34 protein-coding genes and 1 pseudogene are annotated in these 20632 nt (G+C 44.6%); 32 read left to right on the plus strand and 3 right to left on the minus strand.

The annotated features are described in order from the left end of the window. Nucleotides 1–705 precede the first annotated feature (705 nt). Entirely contained in the window at nucleotides 706–1332 is a 627-nt protein-coding gene (locus tag CWB76_RS11295) for a helix-turn-helix domain-containing protein (protein WP_138607651.1), read from the minus strand. A 292-nt stretch (nucleotides 1333–1624) separates the two neighbouring features. Between CWB76_RS11295 and CWB76_RS11300 the strand changes: the two genes are divergently transcribed. From CWB76_RS11300 to CWB76_RS11370, 15 genes and pseudogenes are all read left to right on the plus strand, one after another. Further along, nucleotides 1625–1894 (plus strand): helix-turn-helix domain-containing protein, encoded by a 270-nt coding sequence (locus CWB76_RS11300; RefSeq protein WP_138607653.1) that lies wholly within the window; start codon nucleotides 1625–1627, stop codon nucleotides 1892–1894. Continuing rightward, entirely contained in the window at nucleotides 1894–4101 is a 2208-nt protein-coding gene (locus tag CWB76_RS11305; RefSeq protein WP_138607655.1) for a DDE-type integrase/transposase/recombinase, read from the plus strand. Before CWB76_RS11300 ends, CWB76_RS11305 begins: the two co-directional genes overlap by 1 nt. A 14-nt stretch (nucleotides 4102–4115) precedes the next feature. Beyond that, the gene (locus CWB76_RS11310; RefSeq protein WP_138607657.1) at nucleotides 4116–4823 is read left to right on the plus strand and encodes an AAA family ATPase; all 708 of its coding nucleotides are present in this window, start codon (nucleotides 4116–4118) and stop codon (nucleotides 4821–4823) included. A gap of 11 nt (nucleotides 4824–4834) precedes the next feature. Further along, nucleotides 4835–5440, plus strand: coding sequence for a hypothetical protein (locus CWB76_RS11315; protein ID WP_109874410.1), 606 nt, complete (start codon nucleotides 4835–4837; stop codon nucleotides 5438–5440). Next, nucleotides 5424–5756, plus strand: a complete 333-nt coding sequence (locus CWB76_RS11320) for a LacI family DNA-binding transcriptional regulator (RefSeq protein ID WP_138607659.1) — start codon at nucleotides 5424–5426, stop codon at nucleotides 5754–5756. The genes CWB76_RS11315 and CWB76_RS11320 overlap by 17 nt, the downstream gene beginning before the upstream one ends. Before the next feature lie 2 nt (nucleotides 5757–5758). Continuing rightward, a complete protein-coding gene (locus CWB76_RS11325) occupies nucleotides 5759–5965 on the plus strand; it encodes a hypothetical protein (RefSeq protein ID WP_138607661.1) in 207 nt (68 codons plus the stop codon). 5 nt (nucleotides 5966–5970) lie between these two features. Next, nucleotides 5971–6573, plus strand: coding sequence for a DUF3164 family protein (locus CWB76_RS11330; protein WP_138607663.1), 603 nt, complete (start codon nucleotides 5971–5973; stop codon nucleotides 6571–6573). 11 nt (nucleotides 6574–6584) lie between these two features. Further along, on the plus strand, nucleotides 6585–6770 hold the full coding sequence (locus CWB76_RS11335; protein ID WP_138607664.1) for a hypothetical protein: 186 nt from the start codon (nucleotides 6585–6587) through the stop codon (nucleotides 6768–6770). A gap of 96 nt (nucleotides 6771–6866) precedes the next feature. Then, complete coding sequence (locus tag CWB76_RS11340; RefSeq protein WP_138607666.1) at nucleotides 6867–7046, plus strand: hypothetical protein; 180 nt, start codon at nucleotides 6867–6869, stop codon at nucleotides 7044–7046. After that, a complete protein-coding gene (locus CWB76_RS11345; RefSeq protein ID WP_138607668.1) occupies nucleotides 7039–7650 on the plus strand; it encodes a gp16 family protein in 612 nt (203 codons plus the stop codon). Before CWB76_RS11340 ends, CWB76_RS11345 begins: the two co-directional genes overlap by 8 nt. After that, nucleotides 7622–8116: pseudogene (locus CWB76_RS11350) on the plus strand (HI_1489 N-terminal domain-containing protein). Before CWB76_RS11345 ends, CWB76_RS11350 begins: the two are co-directional and overlap by 29 nt. Then, nucleotides 8116–8298: a hypothetical protein gene (locus CWB76_RS11355; protein ID WP_138607670.1), complete on the plus strand. Its 183-nt coding sequence runs from the start codon at nucleotides 8116–8118 to the stop codon at nucleotides 8296–8298. Before CWB76_RS11350 ends, CWB76_RS11355 begins: the two are co-directional and overlap by 1 nt. 8 nt (nucleotides 8299–8306) lie before the next feature. Further along, complete coding sequence (locus CWB76_RS11360) at nucleotides 8307–8492, plus strand: hypothetical protein (protein ID WP_138607672.1); 186 nt, start codon at nucleotides 8307–8309, stop codon at nucleotides 8490–8492. 5 nt (nucleotides 8493–8497) lie between these two features. Then, on the plus strand, nucleotides 8498–8926 hold the full coding sequence (locus CWB76_RS11365) for a Mor transcription activator family protein (RefSeq protein ID WP_138607674.1): 429 nt from the start codon (nucleotides 8498–8500) through the stop codon (nucleotides 8924–8926). Beyond that, a complete protein-coding gene (locus tag CWB76_RS11370) occupies nucleotides 8926–9270 on the plus strand; it encodes a hypothetical protein (RefSeq protein ID WP_138607676.1) in 345 nt (114 codons plus the stop codon). The genes CWB76_RS11365 and CWB76_RS11370 overlap by 1 nt, the downstream gene beginning before the upstream one ends. A 60-nt stretch (nucleotides 9271–9330) precedes the next feature. Here CWB76_RS11370 and CWB76_RS11375 read toward each other — a convergent pair whose 3' ends face one another. Together CWB76_RS11375 and CWB76_RS11380 are read right to left on the minus strand one after the other, a co-directional pair. Further along, on the minus strand, nucleotides 9331–9603 hold the full coding sequence (locus CWB76_RS11375) for a hypothetical protein (protein ID WP_138607678.1): 273 nt from the start codon (nucleotides 9601–9603) through the stop codon (nucleotides 9331–9333). Between the two features lie 68 nt (nucleotides 9604–9671). Next, nucleotides 9672–10085 (minus strand): DUF4124 domain-containing protein, encoded by a 414-nt coding sequence (locus CWB76_RS11380; protein WP_138607680.1) that lies wholly within the window; start codon nucleotides 10083–10085, stop codon nucleotides 9672–9674. A gap of 166 nt (nucleotides 10086–10251) precedes the next feature. Here CWB76_RS11380 and CWB76_RS11385 point away from each other — a divergent pair, with 166 nt between their 5' ends. The 17 genes from CWB76_RS11385 to CWB76_RS11460 all read left to right on the plus strand — a co-directional run bounded on the left by CWB76_RS11385 (nucleotide 10252) and on the right by CWB76_RS11460 (nucleotide 20567). Next, on the plus strand, nucleotides 10252–10851 hold the full coding sequence (locus tag CWB76_RS11385; RefSeq protein WP_138607682.1) for a glycoside hydrolase family 108 protein: 600 nt from the start codon (nucleotides 10252–10254) through the stop codon (nucleotides 10849–10851). After that, on the plus strand, nucleotides 10851–11114 hold the full coding sequence (locus CWB76_RS11390) for a hypothetical protein (RefSeq protein ID WP_138607684.1): 264 nt from the start codon (nucleotides 10851–10853) through the stop codon (nucleotides 11112–11114). The genes CWB76_RS11385 and CWB76_RS11390 overlap by 1 nt, the downstream gene beginning before the upstream one ends. Beyond that, nucleotides 11104–11385: a hypothetical protein gene (locus CWB76_RS11395; RefSeq protein ID WP_138607686.1), complete on the plus strand. Its 282-nt coding sequence runs from the start codon at nucleotides 11104–11106 to the stop codon at nucleotides 11383–11385. Before CWB76_RS11390 ends, CWB76_RS11395 begins: the two co-directional genes overlap by 11 nt. Continuing rightward, on the plus strand, nucleotides 11375–11821 hold the full coding sequence (locus tag CWB76_RS11400) for a 3TM-type holin (RefSeq protein WP_138607687.1): 447 nt from the start codon (nucleotides 11375–11377) through the stop codon (nucleotides 11819–11821). Before CWB76_RS11395 ends, CWB76_RS11400 begins: the two co-directional genes overlap by 11 nt. Continuing rightward, a complete protein-coding gene (locus tag CWB76_RS11405) occupies nucleotides 11818–12039 on the plus strand; it encodes a TraR/DksA C4-type zinc finger protein (RefSeq protein ID WP_138607689.1) in 222 nt (73 codons plus the stop codon). The genes CWB76_RS11400 and CWB76_RS11405 overlap by 4 nt, the downstream gene beginning before the upstream one ends. A 1-nt stretch (nucleotide 12040) precedes the next feature. Continuing rightward, on the plus strand, nucleotides 12041–12367 hold the full coding sequence (locus CWB76_RS11410) for a DUF2730 family protein (RefSeq protein WP_138607691.1): 327 nt from the start codon (nucleotides 12041–12043) through the stop codon (nucleotides 12365–12367). Then, nucleotides 12354–12566, plus strand: a complete 213-nt coding sequence (locus CWB76_RS11415) for a hypothetical protein (RefSeq protein WP_138607693.1) — start codon at nucleotides 12354–12356, stop codon at nucleotides 12564–12566. Before CWB76_RS11410 ends, CWB76_RS11415 begins: the two co-directional genes overlap by 14 nt. An 11-nt stretch (nucleotides 12567–12577) precedes the next feature. Next, nucleotides 12578–12877: a VpaChn25_0724 family phage protein gene (locus tag CWB76_RS11420; RefSeq protein ID WP_138607695.1), complete on the plus strand. Its 300-nt coding sequence runs from the start codon at nucleotides 12578–12580 to the stop codon at nucleotides 12875–12877. Between the two features lie 2 nt (nucleotides 12878–12879). After that, nucleotides 12880–13476, plus strand: coding sequence for a DUF3486 family protein (locus CWB76_RS11425; RefSeq protein ID WP_002960376.1), 597 nt, complete (start codon nucleotides 12880–12882; stop codon nucleotides 13474–13476). Continuing rightward, on the plus strand, nucleotides 13469–15073 hold the full coding sequence (locus tag CWB76_RS11430; protein WP_138607697.1) for a terminase large subunit domain-containing protein: 1605 nt from the start codon (nucleotides 13469–13471) through the stop codon (nucleotides 15071–15073). The genes CWB76_RS11425 and CWB76_RS11430 overlap by 8 nt, the downstream gene beginning before the upstream one ends. Continuing rightward, nucleotides 15073–15228, plus strand: a complete 156-nt coding sequence (locus CWB76_RS20080) for a hypothetical protein (protein WP_171039625.1) — start codon at nucleotides 15073–15075, stop codon at nucleotides 15226–15228. Before CWB76_RS11430 ends, CWB76_RS20080 begins: the two co-directional genes overlap by 1 nt. Beyond that, nucleotides 15225–16790 (plus strand): DUF935 domain-containing protein, encoded by a 1566-nt coding sequence (locus CWB76_RS11435; protein WP_138607699.1) that lies wholly within the window; start codon nucleotides 15225–15227, stop codon nucleotides 16788–16790. The genes CWB76_RS20080 and CWB76_RS11435 overlap by 4 nt, the downstream gene beginning before the upstream one ends. Further along, entirely contained in the window at nucleotides 16791–18272 is a 1482-nt protein-coding gene (locus CWB76_RS11440; protein WP_138607701.1) for a phage minor head protein, read from the plus strand. Then, entirely contained in the window at nucleotides 18269–18463 is a 195-nt protein-coding gene (locus tag CWB76_RS11445; protein WP_109874432.1) for a hypothetical protein, read from the plus strand. The genes CWB76_RS11440 and CWB76_RS11445 overlap by 4 nt, the downstream gene beginning before the upstream one ends. Next, entirely contained in the window at nucleotides 18463–18918 is a 456-nt protein-coding gene (locus CWB76_RS11450) for a phage virion morphogenesis protein (protein WP_138607703.1), read from the plus strand. The genes CWB76_RS11445 and CWB76_RS11450 overlap by 1 nt, the downstream gene beginning before the upstream one ends. A 137-nt stretch (nucleotides 18919–19055) precedes the next feature. Then, nucleotides 19056–20288 carry an SGNH/GDSL hydrolase family protein gene (locus CWB76_RS11455; protein ID WP_138607705.1) on the plus strand — a complete coding sequence of 411 codons (1233 nt, stop codon included), beginning with the start codon at nucleotides 19056–19058 and terminating at the stop codon, nucleotides 20286–20288. A 21-nt stretch (nucleotides 20289–20309) separates the two neighbouring features. Continuing rightward, complete coding sequence (locus tag CWB76_RS11460) at nucleotides 20310–20567, plus strand: hypothetical protein (protein WP_138607707.1); 258 nt, start codon at nucleotides 20310–20312, stop codon at nucleotides 20565–20567. Nucleotides 20568–20632 lie beyond the last annotated feature (65 nt).

Here is a 20632-nt window from a genome sequence, read left to right on the forward strand (position 1 = left end):
ACCAACTGAGCTAAGGGGGAAGCGTCTTGCCTTTCAACGGGGCGAAATATTAATGACCGCATAGCAAAGTGTCAACATATAAAAGATCATAAATTCAAAAAAGAGGTCTATTCGTTGTTTTTATGTGCAATCTGCGCGTTTTATAACACTATTTAAGTAAAGCGCAGTGATATTGTTTTACAAAAACAGCGTAATATTTGAATCAAGAGAGTAATTTTAGCTAATAAAACTTGCCGTAAAATTAAATAAAGTAGCTTTTAGTGATAAAAAACTGTTCTATTTCCTATATTTTTACAAAGTCTAAATAAACGTATTTAAAATAAATACCTCACTTTTATTTTGTATCGTTAAAGTTTGTTGAACTGAATCTTAATCAAAGACGTATATTTATTTTAAATATTGATTAAAACCTAATAATTTTAGAACTGCCATGGAGCTGTATAAAAATAAAGCAATCAAAGGCTTGGCTATTTATTCAGCACAAATGTGGATTTGCATTAAATAAACAAATAATCCCATATCAAAGCGTTACTGTAACTAACAGATCTAAATGATAAACAGGGAATAGATAAGAATAGATGGGAAAACGCGGGAGAAATAAGGGTTTAAGCCCAGTTTAAGTAAAATTAAGTGCGATCTTAAAAAGTGCGAAAAAATGATAATGTAAAGCGCGAAACCGTGATAAACACGGCTTAAATAGATAAATCAAAAAATTAGCTCAGCTTTTACAATTTTACCTAGAAGCCCCAAAGTTTTCAAAACATAACCCGATTCTGTTTCGCCACCTTCAACGTTAAAGACTAGATCTTTACGCTCAATGCTATCAAATACCAATTTAAGCTTTGTTGCTGTCAGTACCAGCTTTGCAGCGAAGTGCTCACCGTTCATCGGGTTTAAAAAAGCATACATGCTATTTGCATCAATAGATTTTGAGTTTGTATTGACAAAAATAGTTGCCCCAAGAGGTATAAGCTTGTGTGAAGCCTCAGTGATTTTTACTTGCATCAGTTCACTTACTGCGTTGTAAGTCATGTTTGGCTCATTAACTGACTTGATTTCGTAGTAGCCTCTATCACCTGGCTTTAAAGCCTTTAACGCCTTGTTGATAGCGTCCTCAGAAGCCTTAGAGTCTTCTAGGCGCTTAATTAACATCTCATCTAGCGGCACATCAACCAATGCCGCAAACTCAACTAAGTAATCAAATGGAGGATCGCGACTGTCTTCGTATTTAGATTGAGTATTTCTATGCACCCCCGTGCGCTCGGCAACCGTGCCTATATCTAAGAACACCCGTTCTCTTAGCGCTTTTAGATATTTATTGAATGTAGCCATAAAGCTCAATTGCTCTGTTCGGATGATGGATATAATTATATTTAATCACACAAGCGAGTGCATGCAAAATAAAAATTTAAATCCCCTTGTTTTCCTAACCGCGATCCTTTCGCACTTCAAAGCGCGAAGTGCGATCCATCAAATACTAACACCAAAAAAAAATAAATTATTAGTTAAATCAATCGTTTGATTTGCATGCACACTAAAGTGTGCAGATAAATGTTGCATTCACATTTATGTGTGCGTATCTTTGTGTGCATGAACACAAAATACACACGTAGGGGTGCATTGGATGGATGAGTTAGAAAGTCCAGGTTGGACGGTAACAGAAATAAAATCAGCGTTAGAAACCGAGGGTTGGTCATGTCGCCAGCTCTCATTTAGTCGGGGTTATGAGTCGAATGCAGTGCAAAACGCATTACACAGACCGTACCCCGCAGCTGAAAAGATTATAGCTGAAACGCTTGGCGTAAGTGCCCGTGAAATATGGCCTGAGCGCTATGGTGTTGACGGCAAGCCTAACCGCAAGGCTGGGCGTCGCAAGCTTAAAAGGGGTGAATAATGGAACTATACACAGCACACCAAATAGCTGGTTATATGCTTGTAAATAAGCGCAGTATTCAGATAAGAGCTAAAAGCGAAAACTGGCCTTTTACAGAGGTTAAAGGTAGAGGCGGAAAAGTGCGCAAATATGCACTTGCTGATCTTCCTGCACACATTAGTGTGCAAGTTAAAGAGGCCTTAATCAAAGAAACAAATAGCCCAGCAGCACAAAGCGGCAAAGTATACTTAAGCGTAAATGAACAAACTGAACGCCTTAAAAACTCAGAAATAACAGAGCTTAAAGACCAAAACCTAAAGCAGCTTGCGGCACTGGAAAGTATTCCACCCAAGGCAAGTGCGAAATGCTGGGTTTTAAAAGAGGCAGAAAGCTTTGTAAGTGCGAACAACCTAGCCAAAGTTGCAGGGTTTGACCTATATAGCGAGCGCTATAACAAAGGTCTAATCGACGTACCTGTAGAATATAGAAGTTTAATTCCATCAGTATCGCGCATTACATTAATACGCTGGCAAAAAACCGTAGCTGAAAAAGGCATAGCAGGGCTAGCTTTAAAGCCAAAGCGTACCGGCAAATCAATCATCGACTCAGACAAAGAGCTAGCCGATTTTTGCATAGCCATGATCTACGAATACCCACACGTAAAAGCCACCCAAATAAAAGAGGGCTTAATTGCTCGTTTTTATCAAGTAGGTAAATCGTTACCAGCAGAAACCACAATCCGCGATTGGCTAACACGTTGGAAGCGCGAAAACAGCGCACTTTATACCAAAATGGCAAACCCAGATGCTTGGAAAAACAAGTATATGAGCGCCATGGGTAAAATGGACGAAAACGTAAAACGTCTTAATCAATTATGGGAATTCGATTCAACCCCATCAGACGTAATGCTAACCGATGGCCGCTACTCACTAATCGGAATTATCGACGTATTTAGCCGCCGTGCAAAAGTGGTTATTCACCCAACCAGTGACAGCACCGGTATCTGTTTAGTTATCCGTAAAGCAATACTCGATTGGGGCATACCCGAAATAGCCCGCACCGATAACGGTAAAGACTACACCTCAATACAAATCAAAAGTGTGTTTGACGCGCTCGACATAAAGCACGAAACAACACGCCCGTTTTCAGGTGAAGAAAAGCCCTACATAGAGCGCTTTTTCAAAACGTTCTCGCACGATATAGCCGAGCTATTAACCGGTTACATAGGTCACAACGTGTCAGAACGCCAAGCAATAGAAGCGCGCAAAACCTTTGCACAGCGCCTATTAGCAAAGCAGGGCGGTGATAAATCAGCTATCGAAATCAACATGACTGCGCAGCAGCTGCAAGAGTTCGTAGATAACTGGATAGACAACCGTTACCACCACAAGCCACATAGCAACATAGGCAACAAAACACCATTCGATTTATTCGCAGCAAGTCGCGACCAAATCAAAGTGATCAAAGACGAGCGTTTGCTTGATGTAATGCTACAGCCAATACCATCAAATCGTGGTTTACGCATGGTAGGTAAAGAGGGCATTAAACTAAGTGGCGGGTTCTATATTGCCCCAGAACTGGGCGCAATCGTAGGCGATGAAGTGCTATGCAAATGGGACCCTAAAAACGTAGGCCGTATTTACGTATTTAATCGCATGAATAACGAGTTTATCTGTATCGCAGTAGACCACGAAATTCAATCAGCAGGCATGACACGTCAAGACGTAGCACACCATGCAAAACGCAGCCAATCAGCCGAAACATCACGCAAGCTTAAAGAGCTTAAAAAGACCGCTAAAAGCGTCAACGTTTCAGACATAGCAAACGAAGTGCTAGGGCATTACACAACCCAAAACAAAGCGCTTGCAACACTGCCTAAACAGTCGGTTGAACACACCAACGTCATAACGCAGTCAGCTACAAAAGCGCTCGACAGCAAGCCAGCAGTCGGCTTTAGCGACGAGCAATTAAGCGAATTTGAAAAACGCCGTAAGCAGTTAGAAATTGAAACCGCCATAGCAAACGTCAACCCAACGCCGCTATTCGACAACCCACAAAGCAAAGCCATGTTTCATAAAAAACAACGCCTAACAAATCAGTTAAGCGAAGTAGATGCAACCTGGTTAAACACATGGGAGCAAAACAATCGCGCATCATCAAAACGCCTAGACGACCTACTAAGCGACATGAACGCAGCACCCGCTGCACCAACTCAATTACATAAATAGTAAAAGGAAAAACCATGAAAACTAAAATAGCAATCGTAAGCAACGTAGTAGCTACACAAATGATGGTAGAAGCCCTAAACCAACGCGCGCATGGCGTACCAGGCATTGGCCTAATCTACGGCGATCCAGGTCTTGGTAAAACCACCGCAACAGCATGGTTGGTTAATCGTTGCGACGGCATCTACATACGTGCCACATCAGGAATGACATTAGCGCAGCTTTTACGCCAAATAGTTAAAGAGCTAAGCGGCCCAGACATTTACACCCGTGAAGCCATGCTTAACTACATCATAGAGCACATGGCAATACACAATCGCCCACTGTTTATAGACGAAGCCGACTACCTACTAAACGACAAAAACACACTCGAAATCGTGCGCGATATACACGACCTAACTAACTGCCCAGTAGTACTTATTGGTATGGAATCAGTGCGCCGCAAATTACAGCGTCACCGTCAATTTTATAACCGTATATCAGAATGGTTAGAGTTTCAGCCAACCCAGCGCGAAGACCTGCAAATTATCGTCAACGCAGTCATAGAGCCAACGCTCACAATACAAGACGACCTACTAAGCCAGTTGCTCAGCGACACCGACGGCGAAGTGCGTCGCATCATCACAGGGCTATCAAAAATAGAAGCCTTTGCACTGGCAAACGGCCTAACCAGTATCGACCTACAGCAGTGGGGTTCTAAAGAATTTTTCCTTAAAAAAGCGTAAGGAGATATTCAGTGAGCCGCCCACAATTACAAGACGCATGGCAAGCAATGAGAATCCTAAAAACATTCTCATTGCAACAAGTGCGCGATGCCATAGAGCACACAACACTCGACAGCTTAAAAGCCTTTGCAAAACGCCTAATCGCAGCAAAGGCCATAGCTGAAAATGTTGATTACGAACACATCACCTACACCGTTTTAAACGCCCAATACAAGCCGTTTAAACAACCAAAAAACAGTGATGCAAAACAAAAAAACTCAGGGAGACAGCGGATGTGGCAATCAATGCGAATCCTAAATGAATTTGACGCAGGGCAAGTGGCAAGCACCGCCGACATATCGGTAGCCTCTGCGCGTTCATATATCTCAATTTTAAAAAAAGCAGGGTACATATTTGTTGTCAAATCAGCCCCGCGCACAGGCTCAGTCATTGAGCGAGCAGGAGAGACAACCATATACCGCATGCTTAAAAATACCGGTCCAAAACGCCCCGTTCCAAAAGCAACAGGCGTATTCGACCCAAACACAAACGAGCTAGTTGAGTTTAACGCCGTGCAACGTAAAACCGTAAAAATAGCCCCCGTCACACTGGGAGAAGCGCATGACTTCAACAGCTAACTGGCTACACGTTTTAAAAGACGAAGTAGCAAAGCAAGGCATGCGCAACGTTGCCGAAAAACTAGGCGTAAGTAAAGCCACAGTAAGCCAAGTGGTAAACGACAAATACAAAGCCTCTACACACGTAATACAGCAGCGTGTAGAGGGCGTATTTATGGCATCAACGGTAACTTGCCCAATCCTAGACGAAATACCGATAAACCAATGCCTAGAGCACCAAAACAGAAAGTTCGCAGCCACCAACCATGTACGCGTCGCACTATATAAAGCGTGTCGCAATGGTTGCCCAAATTCAAAAATATGCGGGAGCAAATAACCATGCAACTACGCAACGTACTAAAAGAGCTACAAAAACAAGGGCTGCAAATTATCAGCTCACACAAAGGCTTTAGCCGTCATGTAATCGAAGTGACAGGCAAAGCCCCAGCACATTTACCCGTGCTAACCGAAACCAAAAACGGGCAAACCCGCCAAGTTCGCCCAGCAAAATTACACGGCCAAATCATCATTTTTATAGAGAGATAACTACCATGTCACAAGAGTTTTTAAAAAATCACAAAGGCCACCAGGTGCCACTTAAAGCGATTCGTCCAGCCGACATGATTCGCCATGAGTTTGTGCAATCGGCCATAGCCAAAGCCAAAGAGCAAAGCAAAGCATTAGCCGCCTTTAAAAAAGAGCAAATGAGCGAGTTTGACGCATTCATAGGCTTACTAGCCCAAGAGTACGCAGTAGAACTGGGCGGCACAAAAGGCAACGTCACCTTACGCAGTTTTGATCACAAGCAAAAAGTAACCCTGCAAGTGCAAGAAAGCATAGAACTGGGGCCAGAGCTACTAATAGCAAAAGACCTAATAGACGAATGCCTAAACGAATGGAGCGAGGGCGCAAACGAAAACCTAAAACTCATTATTGAGCAAACCTTTGCCACCGACAAAAAAGGCAAAGTTTCAGTGCAAAAAGTACTCGGCCTACGCCGCCTAAATATCACCGACGAAACCGGTAAATGGCAGCGCGCAATGGACATTATAGCCGACTCAATACAGGTAATGGACTCAACGCGCTTTATACGTTTTTACGAAACCATAGGCGAGCAAGAACACGCCATATCACTCGATATAGCCAAGCTGTAAGGGGCGCAATCATGGAAGTTACATCAACAATTCAAGTAAACGAACACAGCGACCTGCAAACAGTTTTAAACCTAGTGGCGCAAAGCAAAGAGCCAGTAAACATCAACTTTGTGTTTCAAAACATCAGCTTTGTAGTGCAAAGCCAGCTGGTAGGCATTAACCCGCCTATGCAAAAAAGCATAAGCCACACCAGCTAAACCATTAAAAAGCGCGCACGGACGCGGCTTTTTATCAAAGTGTTTTACCCAAAGCAAAAGCACTTTGATAAACAGCAAACAACAAAAGGAGGTCACATGGCCTATATCGTAAAACCAGAATTAGAGCTAAGACAGCTTGTTGCCCTAGTTAAGTTTTTAGAGTGCTCACACAAGTTATCAGTAGACACCAGCGTATTTACAGACCAAGAGGCCCAGCTAATAGGTCAAGGCTACTTAGCCCTGCGCGCGCAGCTAGAAGAGTTTAAAAATGACTAAAGCAAAGCTAATACAGCTCATTCACATAGCTAAAGGGCAACTAGGGCTAGACGACGACACCTACCGCGCCGCATTACTTGGCTCAGCGGGTAAAACGTCATGCAGCCAAATGAGCCTGCCCGAGCTAAAAAAAGTGTTAGAACACTTTAAAAAAGCAGGGTTTAAAGCCAAGGCTAAACGCCGTTTAAGCCCTAAATCATCAGCAAAGCAGCTAGGCGAAATAAACAAAATACGCGCAATTTGGATCACCATGCACAAACAAAGCTTTGTGCATGATGGCTCAGAAACCGCCCTAGACGCCTACGTAAACCGCATGTTAAACCGCGCAAAAGTGGGGGCAAACGTAAGTTACCACACCCATTTTTTAACCCTAAAACAAGCCATACAAGTGCTAGAGCCGCTTAAAAAATGGCACAAACGCGAAATGGTAGCGCATTTAAAAGCAAACAAAATGCAAGCGTATGAAGAATTTAACTGCCTAGTGTCAGGCCAAACCTACGCACGGCCAATACCACTTAGCACCGTACCCCATAAATCATACCAAGCCGTATGCAACATATTTGAGATCAGCACCAATGAAATTAACCCGTTGCCCCGTGTGTAAAAGCCACCTAAGCCTAGATCAGCTAGTGCAAGACGACGCAGGCAAAGAGCTATTAAGCATCGTAGCCAGCATCAACAAACGCACAGCCTAGGCATTGGTCGGTTACTTAGCCCTGTTTCGCCCAGCAAAGCAGGACTTAAGCGCCACACGCGCAGTAAAACTAGCCCATGAAGTACTTGCCCTAACCGAGAACGTAGCGGCACTGGGCCACGCCATGGAGCAAACCACTAATTCAATTATGGCAAAGCGAGTAGGCCAGCCAAACATCAAGCCGCTTGCAAACCATAACTACTTAAAACAAGTGCTCACCACCTCACTAGAGCAAATAGTGCAGCCAACCGCAGCAGAACGTAGCCGCAGTATGGAAGTAAAACGCCAGGGCTTAGAAATGAGTGAGCAACAAAACCACCAAGCCTATTTAGAACAAATGAGCCGCTACGGCGCAAAAGTAAATAAGGAAAAGTAATGTTAAAAACACAGCAAATACAAATGAATGCAAAAGTACGTTATTACCCACTTTTAAAAAATAAAGATGTTTTTACTGAACATGTCATTACGTCTGAGTGCTGGGAAGTGTGCGGTGAAACGGTTGTTAAAATCAGCGATAAATCAGGTGGTGTAAGCATTGAACACCTTGAACTGATTTAGGGGGCACTATGAAAAACTGGCTTAAAAGTCACTATGAAGCAATGTGGATAAGCATTGCTCGTAAAATACTTATTGATAGAAACGTTAAGCGCTCAGCTGTAGTGAGCAGAAAAGACAATAATAACATGTGGTCTATGGCAGAGCGGCTCGAAGCAATAGAGCAACGCATTAAAAATAAATACGAGGGTAAGTAAAGCTTATGCAAAATAACCCAAATGAACAACAATCAGAGCTGTTTGGTGAAAGCGTAGAGCAGCTGCAAGACTGCCTAAGCAAGCTATCTACTGAGGACGCAGCCGAAGTACGTAAGCGCTGGCCTAGCAACCTACAATCGCTTGCACTACTCATTGAAACGCAGCTCACCAAAGCCAGCGTAAACAACCCGCAAGGGGTAGGCGAGGCCATAACCCTAGCAATAGGCCATTACTTTGGCGGGCGCGACGTATACATACCCACCGACCAGCGCCTAAAAGCAGCCCTGCGCGATATACAAATATGGCAAGAATACAAAGGCAACAACATAGAGCAGCTTGCCAATAAATTTAAACTAACAGAGCGCCGTATAGCTGAAATAATCCAGCACCAACGCATTGTAGAAACCGAGCGCCGACAAAGGAGATTATTTTAATGAGCAACCCAGCCAAAAAAGCCCCAATGAGCGAAGCGGTCAACGTAGCCGCCGAGGCCGTAGAGTATGTCGATACGCTAATAGTCGATATGTTAGAGGGTAAGCACCCAAACAATTACGTACTACTGGGCACACTGCAAGAACAGCACACCGACATACAAATACAGCTGCATGTTATGCAAGACGAAAACAAATTCATAGACGAAGTAGGCGCACCGCTCATAGCTAAAACGCCCGCCGCGCTTGAAAAAACAAAAGCACAAGACCTAGAGTTTATGCTTATTCACCAGCCAAATGAGCTGCTAAGAGGGATAATTGAGTTACAGAATAAAATAAAAGGGTAATAGCAATATTAATAGGTATTATTTTAAAAAGCCGCATAAGATAATATGCGGCTTTTAAATTTAAGAATAAGTTGCAAGTATCTCTTCTTGAATTTCTTTTACTCTATCTAAAAATGGCTCAGGAAGGCTAATTAAATTGTCTGTTTCTTCAAAAGGGGTATTTACTGTAAATACATAGAGTTCAAGTTCATCTTTTGACAAGTCTTTTATTTTAGCTCTATTTAGTGAGCGTTCTAAATAATCAATTGTCTCATGAATCGTTTGAAAGTTATCTTCTTCAATAGTGTCAAAGCTTTTAAGGCTTTGTATTTTTTTTAATAAATCGTTATACATAATCAATTTCTCATCTTTAAATTAAGTTATTTGGATATTTAGGTAAATCGGAAAAGTAACAATTTTTCTCAGTTAATCCAGTGTTGAACAGTACTTAAACCCGTGCCACCGTGGTTTAAAAAGCAATTAAACGGCTTAGAATCCCCATACCCGCCATAACCATTTTTAGCATTCACTTGCATAGCTAACACTAATCGCGCCCCGCTTGCATCATCGCGCCATTGCTTTTCATGCGACACAACAATAAACGAATTGGGATCACGCCAGGCATAGCTGTTTTTTGCAAGCGCAGTGCATTGCTGCAAAATAGAATGACTATCGCCAGGGCTTGGCGCTTTGCTTACTTTTAAATGCAGCTCTTTAGCATCCGGGGCGCAAGGGGTTTGGCTAAACGTGGGCACATCATCAATAACACATTTATAAATGGCCGCATGGCTTGAAAGTGAAAATAACGCGATTAAAACAAAGGCAGGGTATTTCATAAATTAAGTCCTTTTAAATGGTAACTAGCGAAAGTTGCTAACTTGCAGTACCATAAAAAACTTTATTAAATCTGTCTACTTTTTAACTAAACTTTCCCGAAACCCCGCACGGCCAACACTTAAGCACAACCCCCCACAATACCGAAAAACAACAAGGCTTTTCGGTATGTTCGTATTCAACCCACTCAACTTAAATTACTTTAAACAAGTGCCCGAAGTGCAAAACGCGCTTGCCCCGTACTCGCTTAAATTTGCCCAGTGCATATTACCTATCTTGTATTTAGAGGGAGGCTTGCGCAGCGATGGCGGGTTAAATAACGTAGCATCAGACCGTGGCGGCCTTACCAAATACGGTATAAGCCAGCGCGCTTACCCAACTGTAGATATTAAAAACCTAACGCTTGCTAAAGCGCTAAGCCTTTATCATAGTGATTATTGGCGTGCCATGCACTGCGAGCAAAGCCCCGCAGGGGTTGACTTTATGCTGCTAGATGGCGCAGTACAGCACGGCGCACCCGCCATGACACAATTAACCCAGCGATTAGTCAACTCAAAGCCCGATGGTCGCATGGGGCCAAAAACCCTAGCCGCTATCCTACAGCGTCCAGCCCTTAGCCTAACCGTATTGCTCAGCGTAAACCGTGGCCGAAAGTACGCCCGTATTTGTGCAAACGACTCAAGCCAAAAACCAAACCTAGAGGGCTGGTATAACCGCTTAGCCCACGTAACCGAATTTGCAGTAAACCAGCTAAGCGGGGTGGCCTAATGGGTAAAAATTGGGATTGGTCATATCTAAAAGGCCGCGAGAAACGTATGGAGCAAGAGGTAGATGCGCGCATGCACAATATGCCATTCGACCCACGCAAAATACCAATGCACAGTCATTGCGGCACCATGCAAAGCCACTTTAATAAAGGCTGGCAATCAGTAAGAGCCATCGACATACAGCTACGCGTAGACGGCCAGCAAAGCTACAAAAACGCCCGTGAAGCCCTTAAAAAACGTTTTGGAGAGTCTAATGGGCGCTAAAGTAAAGCCACTCACCCCAGCTCAACGAACTGTAATAAAAGAACTTGCCCTTGCTTTAGTGTTTAGTGAGCTTGAAACACATGTTGTTAAACCGAAGTACGAAGAGGCAACCGGTAAAAAGTACAACCCGCAACATCCGGAGTCATTAACTAACACGATGTTAAGTCAAAATCCAAAGACTAAACAGGTTTGGCAGGCGTTGCAAAAGGAAATTACCAACGAGCGCAAGCGACAATTAAAGTTTGGTGAGGAGCAAGTAAATGGCAATTAAAAACTGGTTTAACGTGGTCGAGCCAATCACCAATTTAATTGATGATCTCTTTACCAGCGACGAAGAACGCCAAGCCGTTACCAACGAACTCAAGCGCATTGAAAACGCAGCCCAAAGCCAAGTGCTAGAGCTAGAGGGCAAAATTGTAGAGCTACAAGGCAAAGTTCTAGAGGCGCAATCGCAAATTATTACCGCCGAGGCCAAAGGTGAAAGCTGGCTTCAACGTAACTGGCGGCCAATCACCATGCTTACGTTCTTAGTATTGGTGTGCCTTGATTCATTCGGTCTATTAGCGTTTCGCTTATCAGAGCAAGCATGGGATTTACTGCAACTTGGTATAGGTGGTTATGTTATTGGCCGCTCAGTTGAAAAAGCCGCGCCAAGCGTTAAGCAAGGCATTAAAAACGTCATTGAAAAAGTAAGGAAACCGCAGTGAGTAAATTAGACGACGCGCAAAAAATAGAACAACACCTACTCGATGCCGCGCTATCAATTCAGCGCGAAAAAGCAAACACGTCCGGTGCAGCGTTTATGCACTGCCAAGAGTGTGACATAGAAATACCAAAGGAACGCCGTGACGCGGTTAAAAACTGTAGTACCTGTGTAGATTGCCAATCACTCATTGAAATACAACAACAGCACTATAGGCGCTAGCATGGATTTTATATTGGAATGGTGGAAAGCATTTTTAACCGTAGGTATTGCCATTATTGGGGCAAGCGCACTGGCATGGTTGCGCAGTACTTTTGTAACTAAAACAACCCATGAGGTTGTATCTAAAGCGTTAGAAAGCCGTTTAAGTGCCGTAGAAAAAACAATAGAAGACCTGCCAAACGCCGACGACATACACGACCTAGACAAACGCCTATTAGAAGTAAGCGTAAAAATAGACGGCCTTAACCCGCAGCTCACCGACATAAAACGCTTAACCGACTTACTAATGGAAAACGAACTCAGAGGCACGCGAAATGGCGATAGTTAACGACAAGTGCCAATGCGGCGCAAAAATCACCGTACTTACAGGCACAGATAAAACCGAGGCTTGTTATAAACATATACACGCTCAGGTTGTTACCACCAACGATTTTAATAAAGGCATAACCGATTACACATTGTTCCGCTGCATGAAATGCGGCGAACCAGTAGAAGAAGCCGTGCCAGCCCTTAAGCCCCACCCATAGGAAAAACCACCATGGCAATGTTACAAGTTCAAGCCGAGCACCAACGAATTAGCATATTAATAACGCTAAAAGAATCCGCCGATTTTGGCGCTAACACCAGCATGCTAGCCGATGTGCTACAGCGTTATGCACTGGGTTGCAGTCGCGATCAGCTTAAAACCTTACTCAATTGGTTAGAGCAAAACGGCTATATAACACTCGATAAACTCACAGTAAACACATGGGTAGCCCGTATTACGCAATCAGGTATCGACGTAGCTGAGGGCATAAGTGTAGTACCTGGCATTAAACGTCCTGGGCCACGAGGTTAACTATGAGCGAGTCAATCCGCAGAGGCCAGCCCAGCAAAGTTGATTTACTGCCCGAAGACATTAAAAAGCAGCTCGACTCAATGCTACGCGACAAACGCTTTAGCCAGGGCGAAATACTCGACGCAGTAAATACCCTTATTATTGAGTCAGGCTTAGACGAGGGCGCAACCATTAGCCGCAGTGGCCTAAGCCGCCACGCCCAAAAAACCGAAGCCATAGGCCAAAAGCTACGCGACCTGCGCGAGTCAACCAAAGCACTTACCGCAGAGCTGGGCGAAAAGCCCACAGGCGATACCACCAAGCTTATTTTAGAAATGGGCCGCTCTCAGTTGTTCCGCGCTATGCAGCAACAAATGATGAACCCCGACGAAGACGCAGCGGTAGACATCGACACCATAAAAGACGCCATGCTAGCAGCTCAGCGCCTAGAGCAAACCGCTATGGCCGCACACAAACGCCAGCAAGAAATCGAAAAAGCCTACGCGCAAAAGCTCGCCAAAGACCTAGACCAAAAGGTTAAAAACGAAAACTTACCGCAAACCGCAGACGACATGCTGGCATTTTTCAAACGCGATATATTAGGGCTAAAGCATGACTAGCACCGCGCAAAGCGTTACCCAAACCAACGAGCTACCGCTTAGTAAAGTGTCAGGTTCGTTAGCGGTTGCCATGGGCACCGACATACTTTTTGGCTATCAAAAAGCATGGATGGAAGACAAAGCAATAGTAAAAATTGCCGAAAAGTCACGCCGTACTGGGTTAACCTTTGCCGAAGCACTAGACGACGTACTAAGCGCAGCAGCAACCGCCAACGGCCAGAACACCTATTACCTTGGCTCAGACAAAGAAATGGCAAAGGAGTTTATAGACGCCTGTGCATTTTGGGCGCAAAAGCTCAACATGGTAATGGGCGAAGTGGAAGAGGGCATATTTGAAGAAAAAGACCCAGACGGCACAAAGCGATCAATCAACACCTTTGAAATTAAATTCCCAAATACCGGTAAAAAAATAGTCGCGCTCAGCTCTAACCCGCGCAACTTACGTGGCCGCCAAGGCAACGTAGTAATAGACGAAGCTGCATTTCACGACAAGTTAGACGAAGTACTTAAAGCTGCTATGGCGCTTACCATGTGGGGCGGGCGAGTACGTATTATTTCAACCCATAACGGGGTAGATAACCTATTTAACACCCTAATTACCCAAGCAAGGCGCGGCACTAAAAAGTATTCCGTGCATCATATCCCCATTGATAAAGCGCTTAGGCACGGCCTATATAAGCGTATTTGTTTGGTAAGTGGGCAAACGTGGACGCAAGCTAAAGAAGACGAATGGCTAGCTAATCAAGTCGATTTTTACCCCACTGCCGATGCCGCAAACGAAGAGCTATACTGCGTACCAAGCCAAGGCGCAGGCCAATACCTAAGCCGCCGCCTGCGTGAACGTGCCCTAAGCGACGACTGCAAAGTAATACGCTACGAAGCCCCCACCGACTTTGAAAGCTGGACAGAAGACCAGCGCGTAAAAGACGTAGCCACATGGCTTGAACAAAATATTGATGATTTACTCAGTGGGTTAAATCCTGATCTAACCCATGCCTTTGGTGAAGATTTTGCCCGCAAAGGCGATTTAACCGTATTCAGTATTGGTGAAATAAACCAAGACACCAGCCTAACCGTGCCCTTTATGGTCGAGCTGCGCAACGTCACCTACGAGCAGCAAAAGCAAATCATGCTCTATATTTGTGACCGCATACCAAAACTACGCGGCCTAGCGTTTGACGCCACAGGTAACGGTGGTTTCCTAGCCGAAGCTGCAAGCCTTAAATACGGCACCGAGCTAGTAGATAGCGTGCATTTATCACAAGCTTGGTATCGCGAGTGGATGCCAAAACTAAAAGACTACTTTGAAACTAACAACATAACGCTACCAAAAGACCAAGACGTACTAGACGACCTAGGCCAAATTAAACTTAAAAACGGTATTGCACAGGTAGATAAAGGTAAAAACACCGGCACCGATGGCAACAAACGCCACGGCGATAGCGCCGTATCAATCGCCATGCTAATCCGTGCAGCCGAAATGGACGGCAGCGCCATAGAATACACACCACTGCCTAGTAAAGCTCAGCAAGCAGCTAACAGCCTACGCCCCGACCACAGCGACGACCTTGCAAGTGTTCGTAAGGCAGCCTGGTAATGCCACGTTTTAGAATTAGCTACCAAGCACTGTTTACAGCCAAAGCAGAGCAGCTTGATATAACCGCCGCCAATTTAGCCAAGGCCCACCAACACAGTAAAACGCTAGACGTATACGTGCTAAGCGTTAAGCCCATCATAAGAGTAACCGCATGAACCAAATAGTAGACATTCACGGCAACCCGCTAAATTCAACCGATTTTAAGCAAGCCCAAACCCAGCAAGATAGCCGCATTGGCATGCTAATGCGCCAATTTGCTGAGCACCCAAGCGAAGCGCTTACCCCTGCAAAGTTGTCGCAATTATTAAAAGATGCCGATGCAGGTAACTTATCGGCTATGGCCGACCTAGCAAAAGACATGGAAGACAAAGACGGCCACCTATTTAGCGAACTTACTAAACGCCGCAGAGGCTGGCTTAAATACGATTGGTCAGTAGAACCGCCGCGCAACGCCACCCCACAAGAAGAAAAAGACGCCGCAGCAATTCAAGAAATACTAGAAGATGCCACCTGGCTAGACGACCTGCTATTTGATTGCAGCGACGCAATATTAAAATCGTTTTCATGTAACGAGCTTAACTGGGCGTTTGATAACGGCGAGCATATTATTACCGGTTACGAATTTCGCGACCAAAATCTATTTCAAACCCACCCAGACAACCGCAATCAGCTTATGCTGCGTGACAACAGCTACACAGGCCAAGCGCTAAACCCGTTTGGTTGGTGTGCCCACGTTCACCGCAGTAAGTCGGGTTATATACACCGCACCGGTTTAACCTCAACCGTGGCATGGCCGTACTTATTTAAAAACTATTCAATACGCGACTTAGCCGAATTTCTAGAAATTTACGGCCTACCGCTACGCTTAGGTAAATACCCTAATGGCGCAGGGGATGAAGAAAAAGCCACCTTGTTACGTGCCGTGCTTAGTATCGGCCATAACGCAGGCGGTATTATTCCTAAAGGCATGGAGATTGACTTTCAAAACGCAGCCAACGGCCAAGCCGACCCATTTGAAGCCATGATCAAGTGGTGTGAAACCACCCAAAGTAAAGCGGTATTAGGGGCAACGCTCACCAGCCAAGCCGATGGCAAAACCAGCACAAACGCCCTAGGCAGCATTCATATGGACGTGCTAGACGACATAACCGAAAGCGATTTAAAACAAGTAGCCAACACCATAACGCGCGATATTATTTACCCAATGCACGCGCTTAACTCTAAAAGCTACTCAGGCGCACGCCGTATCCCGAGCTTTAAATTCGACACCAGCGAAGCCGACGACATAGCCGTACTCGCACCTGCGCTTAAAATACTCACCGAGGCCAACTACCCAGTACCGGTTAGTTGGGTAAGCGAAAAAACCCAAATACCACTCCCAGAAAAGGGCGAGGCTATTTTAAGTCTTGCCCCAATAACTGCACCAACAGAGCCAAGCGCCGCACTTAAAGGCTTTGCTGCGCTTAAAAATACACCGCAAAAAGATAACGCAGACCTAGTAGCCGAGCAGCTGGCCGCACAAGCACAAACTCACTTAAACAGCATGAGCGATGCCGTAACGCAGTTGGTTAAAAACGCCAGCAGCCTAGAAGAAATCCGCGACGGCATACTAGAACTAGAGCCACAAATAAGCACTGAGGGCTTTAGCGAGCTAATGGCAAAGGCCATGGCAGCCAGCGAATTACTAGGCGCACTAGAAGTGGATGAGGGGCGTTAAATGACTGTTAGATACGGCTCGCTACCGTTTGACGATGCCATACGCTTTTTTAGGCAAAAGCTAAACACACCCAGCACCAGTTGGGATGATGTATGGCAAAACGCTCATAACCGCGCGTTTATGGTCGCAGGTGTAACCAAAGCCGACATGCTTAACGACTTTTACACATCAGTCGATAAAGCCATAAGCGAGGGTAAAAGCCTGGGCTGGTTTCAAAACGAGTTTAATAACATTAAATCGCGTTACGGCTGGGAGCATAACGGCGAGCCAGCTTGGCGCAGCCAGTTAATATACGAAACCAATATACGCCAAGCCTACAACGCAGGGCGCGAGGGGCAAATACAAGCGCTAAAATCAAGCCGACCTTATGCACTATACAAACACGGCGATAGTGAAACCCCGCGCGTACTGCACTTAAAATGGAATAACTTGGTTTTACCGGTTGATCATCCATGGTGGGATACCCACAGCCCACAAAATGGCTGGGGCTGTAAATGTAAAAAGTTTAGCCTAAGCGAACGTGAGCTTAAACGCCGAGGCCTAACTGTAGGCACTGCACCCGACGAGGGTAACTACACCTGGACAAACAAAAAAACAGGCGAAGAGTTTGAGCTACCACGCGGTATTGATCCGGGCTTTGATTACACCCCCAAAAATACAGCGCAGTTAACAAGCCAGGCTAAAAAGCAAGTGGCCGACAAGCCACCGCTTACAAAGCGCGTAGCAGATTACCAAGCAACCCGCATTGTGCCATCGGCTTACAGCACCGCTAAAAACGTTACTGCGCTAAAGCTCGACCCACTACTAGCCCAGCTCGATAGCGAAGTACTTAACGGCTTAAACAGCTTTTTAACCGCCAAGCAAACTAAAACCCTGTTTGTAAAAAGTAACGAAATGAGCGCAGGTTCTAAAGCAAACGCAGCCATACGCAGTGAGGTAGGCGAGTACTTAGGCGTAGATGACTTTTACGCCCGTATGCAATACGCCACCCGTAGCCCTAAGCGAGTAGGCGGGTTTACCTCAGTGGGGTTTGAGCACGTAGTAGTAAAAGTAAAAGCCAGCCAAAACCTAGCTAAAGTAGACATGCAAGCCGTGCAAGACACCGCAGCGCTTACCGTAAGGCTTGCCGCTAACAACGCAGGTAAATACAGTTTTAAGCACAATGGGCAAACCTTAAAACGCGATCACACAATATCAGATACACTTAACGCACTGGATAAAAACGAAGCGCATGCAGTGGTAGCCACATGGCTACACGAACTAGGGCACCAAGTGCATTACTATGCAGGCGCACCGGCATTTTTAAAAAACGCCTTACCCGTAACTTATTACGGAGCAGCCAATAAATACGAAGAATTTGCCGAGGCATTTACCGCCTGGGCACTGGCTCGTAAAGAGCTTAAAAAATGGCAACCAGAGCTTGTAAGCTGGATAGACCAACTAGTAAAAGATGCCGCCAAATCACAGGAAAAAAGACGATGACATTACTACAGCAAGCACAGCAGCTACTAAAGCAAACCCCGTACACCATACAAACGTGTCGCGAGTTTGCAAAACTAGAGCAGCAAGCTAAAGGCATAAATGCCAAGCAAATAGCCGACCTACTCCCCGCACTAATCGCAGGGCTAGACCAGCAAACACACATGCAAGCTTTTGAAGAGGGGCTAGTGTAATGGCAGGCGCTAAAATACAAATAAGCACCCAAGGCGCACAAGCAGTTAGCGACGTGCTCACCCAGCTTATTAAAAATGCCAATAACCTAGCGCCCGCATTGGGTAACGTGGGCGAGCACTTAATGCTCACCCATCGCGATCACTTTGACGAGCAGCGCAGCCCCGACGGCACCCCATGGCAAGCACTTAGCCCCGACTATGCCAAAAGCAAAAAAAAGAACAAAGATAAAATACTCAGGCTAAACGACATACTGCGCGACACGTTCGCTTATAACATCGGGGACGAATCACTAGAGTTTGGTACAAACATGGAATACGGCGCAATCCACCAATTTGGTGGCACCAGCGATATGCCACCCCGTTTAGCGGCCATACCCGCACGGCCGTTTTTAGGTTTGTCGGACGATGACGAAAAAGAAGTGATTGAGATACTCAGCGAGTTCTTAATTAATTAAACCATAAACGCCTGTAAGCCATTTTAAGCGCATATAAAAGCGAACTTGCAATCTCACAGGTAAAATTAAATACACAGCCTTAAAATCAATTTTAAACAGGGTTTAAACAGGGTTGTACGTTAGCAGGAGGGTAGCCAATGCGCCCAGCACTTACAAATGCACTCACCAACGCCATAAGAAGTGCATTCAATTCTAAAGTTGGCCTTTTCCCTTGGGCGATAGACACCATTATTATTTTTGGTGCATCAATATTAAACCAATCTTTTAGCCCAACTGGGATAGTGAAAGCTTTGGAGCGGTATAAAAGTAATAACGTAAATAACATAGAGATATTCAACTATGCAGAAAGTGGAACAGGTTCAGATAGTTATTTAGCCCGCGTTAGTACAATAGTAGAAGACCATGGCATGAATGCCGCTAAAACTATGGTTTTATTACATGGCCCTGGAAATGATATAACAGTCTACCCTTATAACGCAGAACTAATCGCATCTAATATGCGTGAAATTTGCCGTCAAATTAAAGCTGCGGGATTTATTTTGGCAATGTCAGATATAACCAAGAGAATAGAGCCATCAACTAAATTAAGTTTAGAATATAACAACCAAATTATTACTCCCTTAATTGATGAGTTCGCAGATATACCTTTAAAGCTCTACAATTTGTCAGAGGAAAACGAAGGTATCTGGCATGGCCCTGATGGAACACACCCAGGTTCAGCAGGGATTGATTTAACAATAAACTACTTAGTAGACGTAACAAGCCCATACATCATTAAAACTGAGAGTGAGTTGATAGAACCACCAACTGAAACCGCGCCATTTAAAGATGTTCTTCTGCAATTTGGCCGTGCCTCAGTTATGGATGGAGGTTTAAACCTTTTCAGCTCTATAGGCACTATCGATATTTTTAATACAGACTACACAAGAGTAACCAATTCTACAGCCTCTCTTTCTGGAATAGCGCCACCTGGAGATGCTTTTAATAGTGCAGGTAGAGGAAACGTAAATGATCCTACCTACGATGGGCTAGACATAACTAATCATATAGGACTAACCGATTCTCTTTATATACAATCAGGTGCAGAGTCTATGGATATTAGTTTTGACATACCAGGTTTAGATATTAATGCAGTTTTTAGGGTTCAAGTTACAGCTTCTAGAGCTGCAAGCTCAGGGCAAAGGCTTGGTTTATATTCTTTAGCTGGTCAAAGTGAAATATTACTCGATGCTGTTTCAAGTCCTGCAGAAGTAATAGAAACAACATGCACAGGGAAAGATTTATTAGATCATGGAATTAAAGTCCGCCGTCCTGATGGTGGAAATTGGACTTATTTATCATTGGCAAGAGTCACCAAAATATTACAGTAAACAAACCAAGGAGTAACAACCATGCTATTTAGTAAAGTATTTGCAGTAACCGCTGCACCCACTGTTATTAACCAAAACGATTTAGGCGCACAAACCTGCGATAACTACTCAATTATTGTGGCAGGCCCAGCGGCCAGCGTTAAATACAAAATTAAAGGGGCAACCAATCAAATAGATTTAGGCGAGTTAACCGGCCAAAATAAACTAGAGGTTGGCGATATAACCGAGTTTGAGTTAATATCAGCATCCGCCACAGAGGTAATTATACAAGGGTTTTAACCTGCCTTAATCCACTGTAAATTCCCGAAACACCGCACGGCCAACCAATTCAAATCTAAATCCAT

Origin of the sequence: Pseudoalteromonas sp. S1609, assembly GCF_005887255.1 — a bacterium.
In the GTDB taxonomy this organism is placed as follows: domain Bacteria; phylum Pseudomonadota; class Gammaproteobacteria; order Enterobacterales; family Alteromonadaceae; genus Pseudoalteromonas.

Coding starts and splice junctions, on each gene's coding strand:
- CWB76_RS11295 (WP_138607651.1), bottom strand. CDS start 1,332: ATGGCTACATTCAATAAATATCTAAAAGCGCTAAGAGAACGGGTGTTC.
- CWB76_RS11300 (WP_138607653.1), top strand. CDS start 1,625: ATGGATGAGTTAGAAAGTCCAGGTTGGACGGTAACAGAAATAAAATCA.
- CWB76_RS11305 (WP_138607655.1), top strand. CDS start 1,894: ATGGAACTATACACAGCACACCAAATAGCTGGTTATATGCTTGTAAAT.
- CWB76_RS11310 (WP_138607657.1), top strand. CDS start 4,116: ATGAAAACTAAAATAGCAATCGTAAGCAACGTAGTAGCTACACAAATG.
- CWB76_RS11320 (WP_138607659.1), top strand. CDS start 5,424: ATGACTTCAACAGCTAACTGGCTACACGTTTTAAAAGACGAAGTAGCA.
- CWB76_RS11325 (WP_138607661.1), top strand. CDS start 5,759: ATGCAACTACGCAACGTACTAAAAGAGCTACAAAAACAAGGGCTGCAA.
- CWB76_RS11330 (WP_138607663.1), top strand. CDS start 5,971: ATGTCACAAGAGTTTTTAAAAAATCACAAAGGCCACCAGGTGCCACTT.
- CWB76_RS11335 (WP_138607664.1), top strand. CDS start 6,585: ATGGAAGTTACATCAACAATTCAAGTAAACGAACACAGCGACCTGCAA.
- CWB76_RS11340 (WP_138607666.1), top strand. CDS start 6,867: ATGGCCTATATCGTAAAACCAGAATTAGAGCTAAGACAGCTTGTTGCC.
- CWB76_RS11345 (WP_138607668.1), top strand. CDS start 7,039: ATGACTAAAGCAAAGCTAATACAGCTCATTCACATAGCTAAAGGGCAA.
- CWB76_RS11355 (WP_138607670.1), top strand. CDS start 8,116: ATGTTAAAAACACAGCAAATACAAATGAATGCAAAAGTACGTTATTAC.
- CWB76_RS11360 (WP_138607672.1), top strand. CDS start 8,307: ATGAAAAACTGGCTTAAAAGTCACTATGAAGCAATGTGGATAAGCATT.
- CWB76_RS11365 (WP_138607674.1), top strand. CDS start 8,498: ATGCAAAATAACCCAAATGAACAACAATCAGAGCTGTTTGGTGAAAGC.
- CWB76_RS11370 (WP_138607676.1), top strand. CDS start 8,926: ATGAGCAACCCAGCCAAAAAAGCCCCAATGAGCGAAGCGGTCAACGTA.
- CWB76_RS11375 (WP_138607678.1), bottom strand. CDS start 9,603: ATGTATAACGATTTATTAAAAAAAATACAAAGCCTTAAAAGCTTTGAC.
- CWB76_RS11380 (WP_138607680.1), bottom strand. CDS start 10,085: ATGAAATACCCTGCCTTTGTTTTAATCGCGTTATTTTCACTTTCAAGC.
- CWB76_RS11385 (WP_138607682.1), top strand. CDS start 10,252: ATGTTCGTATTCAACCCACTCAACTTAAATTACTTTAAACAAGTGCCC.
- CWB76_RS11390 (WP_138607684.1), top strand. CDS start 10,851: ATGGGTAAAAATTGGGATTGGTCATATCTAAAAGGCCGCGAGAAACGT.
- CWB76_RS11395 (WP_138607686.1), top strand. CDS start 11,104: ATGGGCGCTAAAGTAAAGCCACTCACCCCAGCTCAACGAACTGTAATA.
- CWB76_RS11400 (WP_138607687.1), top strand. CDS start 11,375: ATGGCAATTAAAAACTGGTTTAACGTGGTCGAGCCAATCACCAATTTA.
- CWB76_RS11410 (WP_138607691.1), top strand. CDS start 12,041: ATGGATTTTATATTGGAATGGTGGAAAGCATTTTTAACCGTAGGTATT.
- CWB76_RS11415 (WP_138607693.1), top strand. CDS start 12,354: ATGGCGATAGTTAACGACAAGTGCCAATGCGGCGCAAAAATCACCGTA.
- CWB76_RS11420 (WP_138607695.1), top strand. CDS start 12,578: ATGGCAATGTTACAAGTTCAAGCCGAGCACCAACGAATTAGCATATTA.
- CWB76_RS11425 (WP_002960376.1), top strand. CDS start 12,880: ATGAGCGAGTCAATCCGCAGAGGCCAGCCCAGCAAAGTTGATTTACTG.
- CWB76_RS11430 (WP_138607697.1), top strand. CDS start 13,469: ATGACTAGCACCGCGCAAAGCGTTACCCAAACCAACGAGCTACCGCTT.
- CWB76_RS20080 (WP_171039625.1), top strand. CDS start 15,073: ATGCCACGTTTTAGAATTAGCTACCAAGCACTGTTTACAGCCAAAGCA.
- CWB76_RS11435 (WP_138607699.1), top strand. CDS start 15,225: ATGAACCAAATAGTAGACATTCACGGCAACCCGCTAAATTCAACCGAT.
- CWB76_RS11440 (WP_138607701.1), top strand. CDS start 16,791: ATGACTGTTAGATACGGCTCGCTACCGTTTGACGATGCCATACGCTTT.
- CWB76_RS11445 (WP_109874432.1), top strand. CDS start 18,269: ATGACATTACTACAGCAAGCACAGCAGCTACTAAAGCAAACCCCGTAC.
- CWB76_RS11450 (WP_138607703.1), top strand. CDS start 18,463: ATGGCAGGCGCTAAAATACAAATAAGCACCCAAGGCGCACAAGCAGTT.
- CWB76_RS11455 (WP_138607705.1), top strand. CDS start 19,056: ATGCGCCCAGCACTTACAAATGCACTCACCAACGCCATAAGAAGTGCA.
- CWB76_RS11460 (WP_138607707.1), top strand. CDS start 20,310: ATGCTATTTAGTAAAGTATTTGCAGTAACCGCTGCACCCACTGTTATT.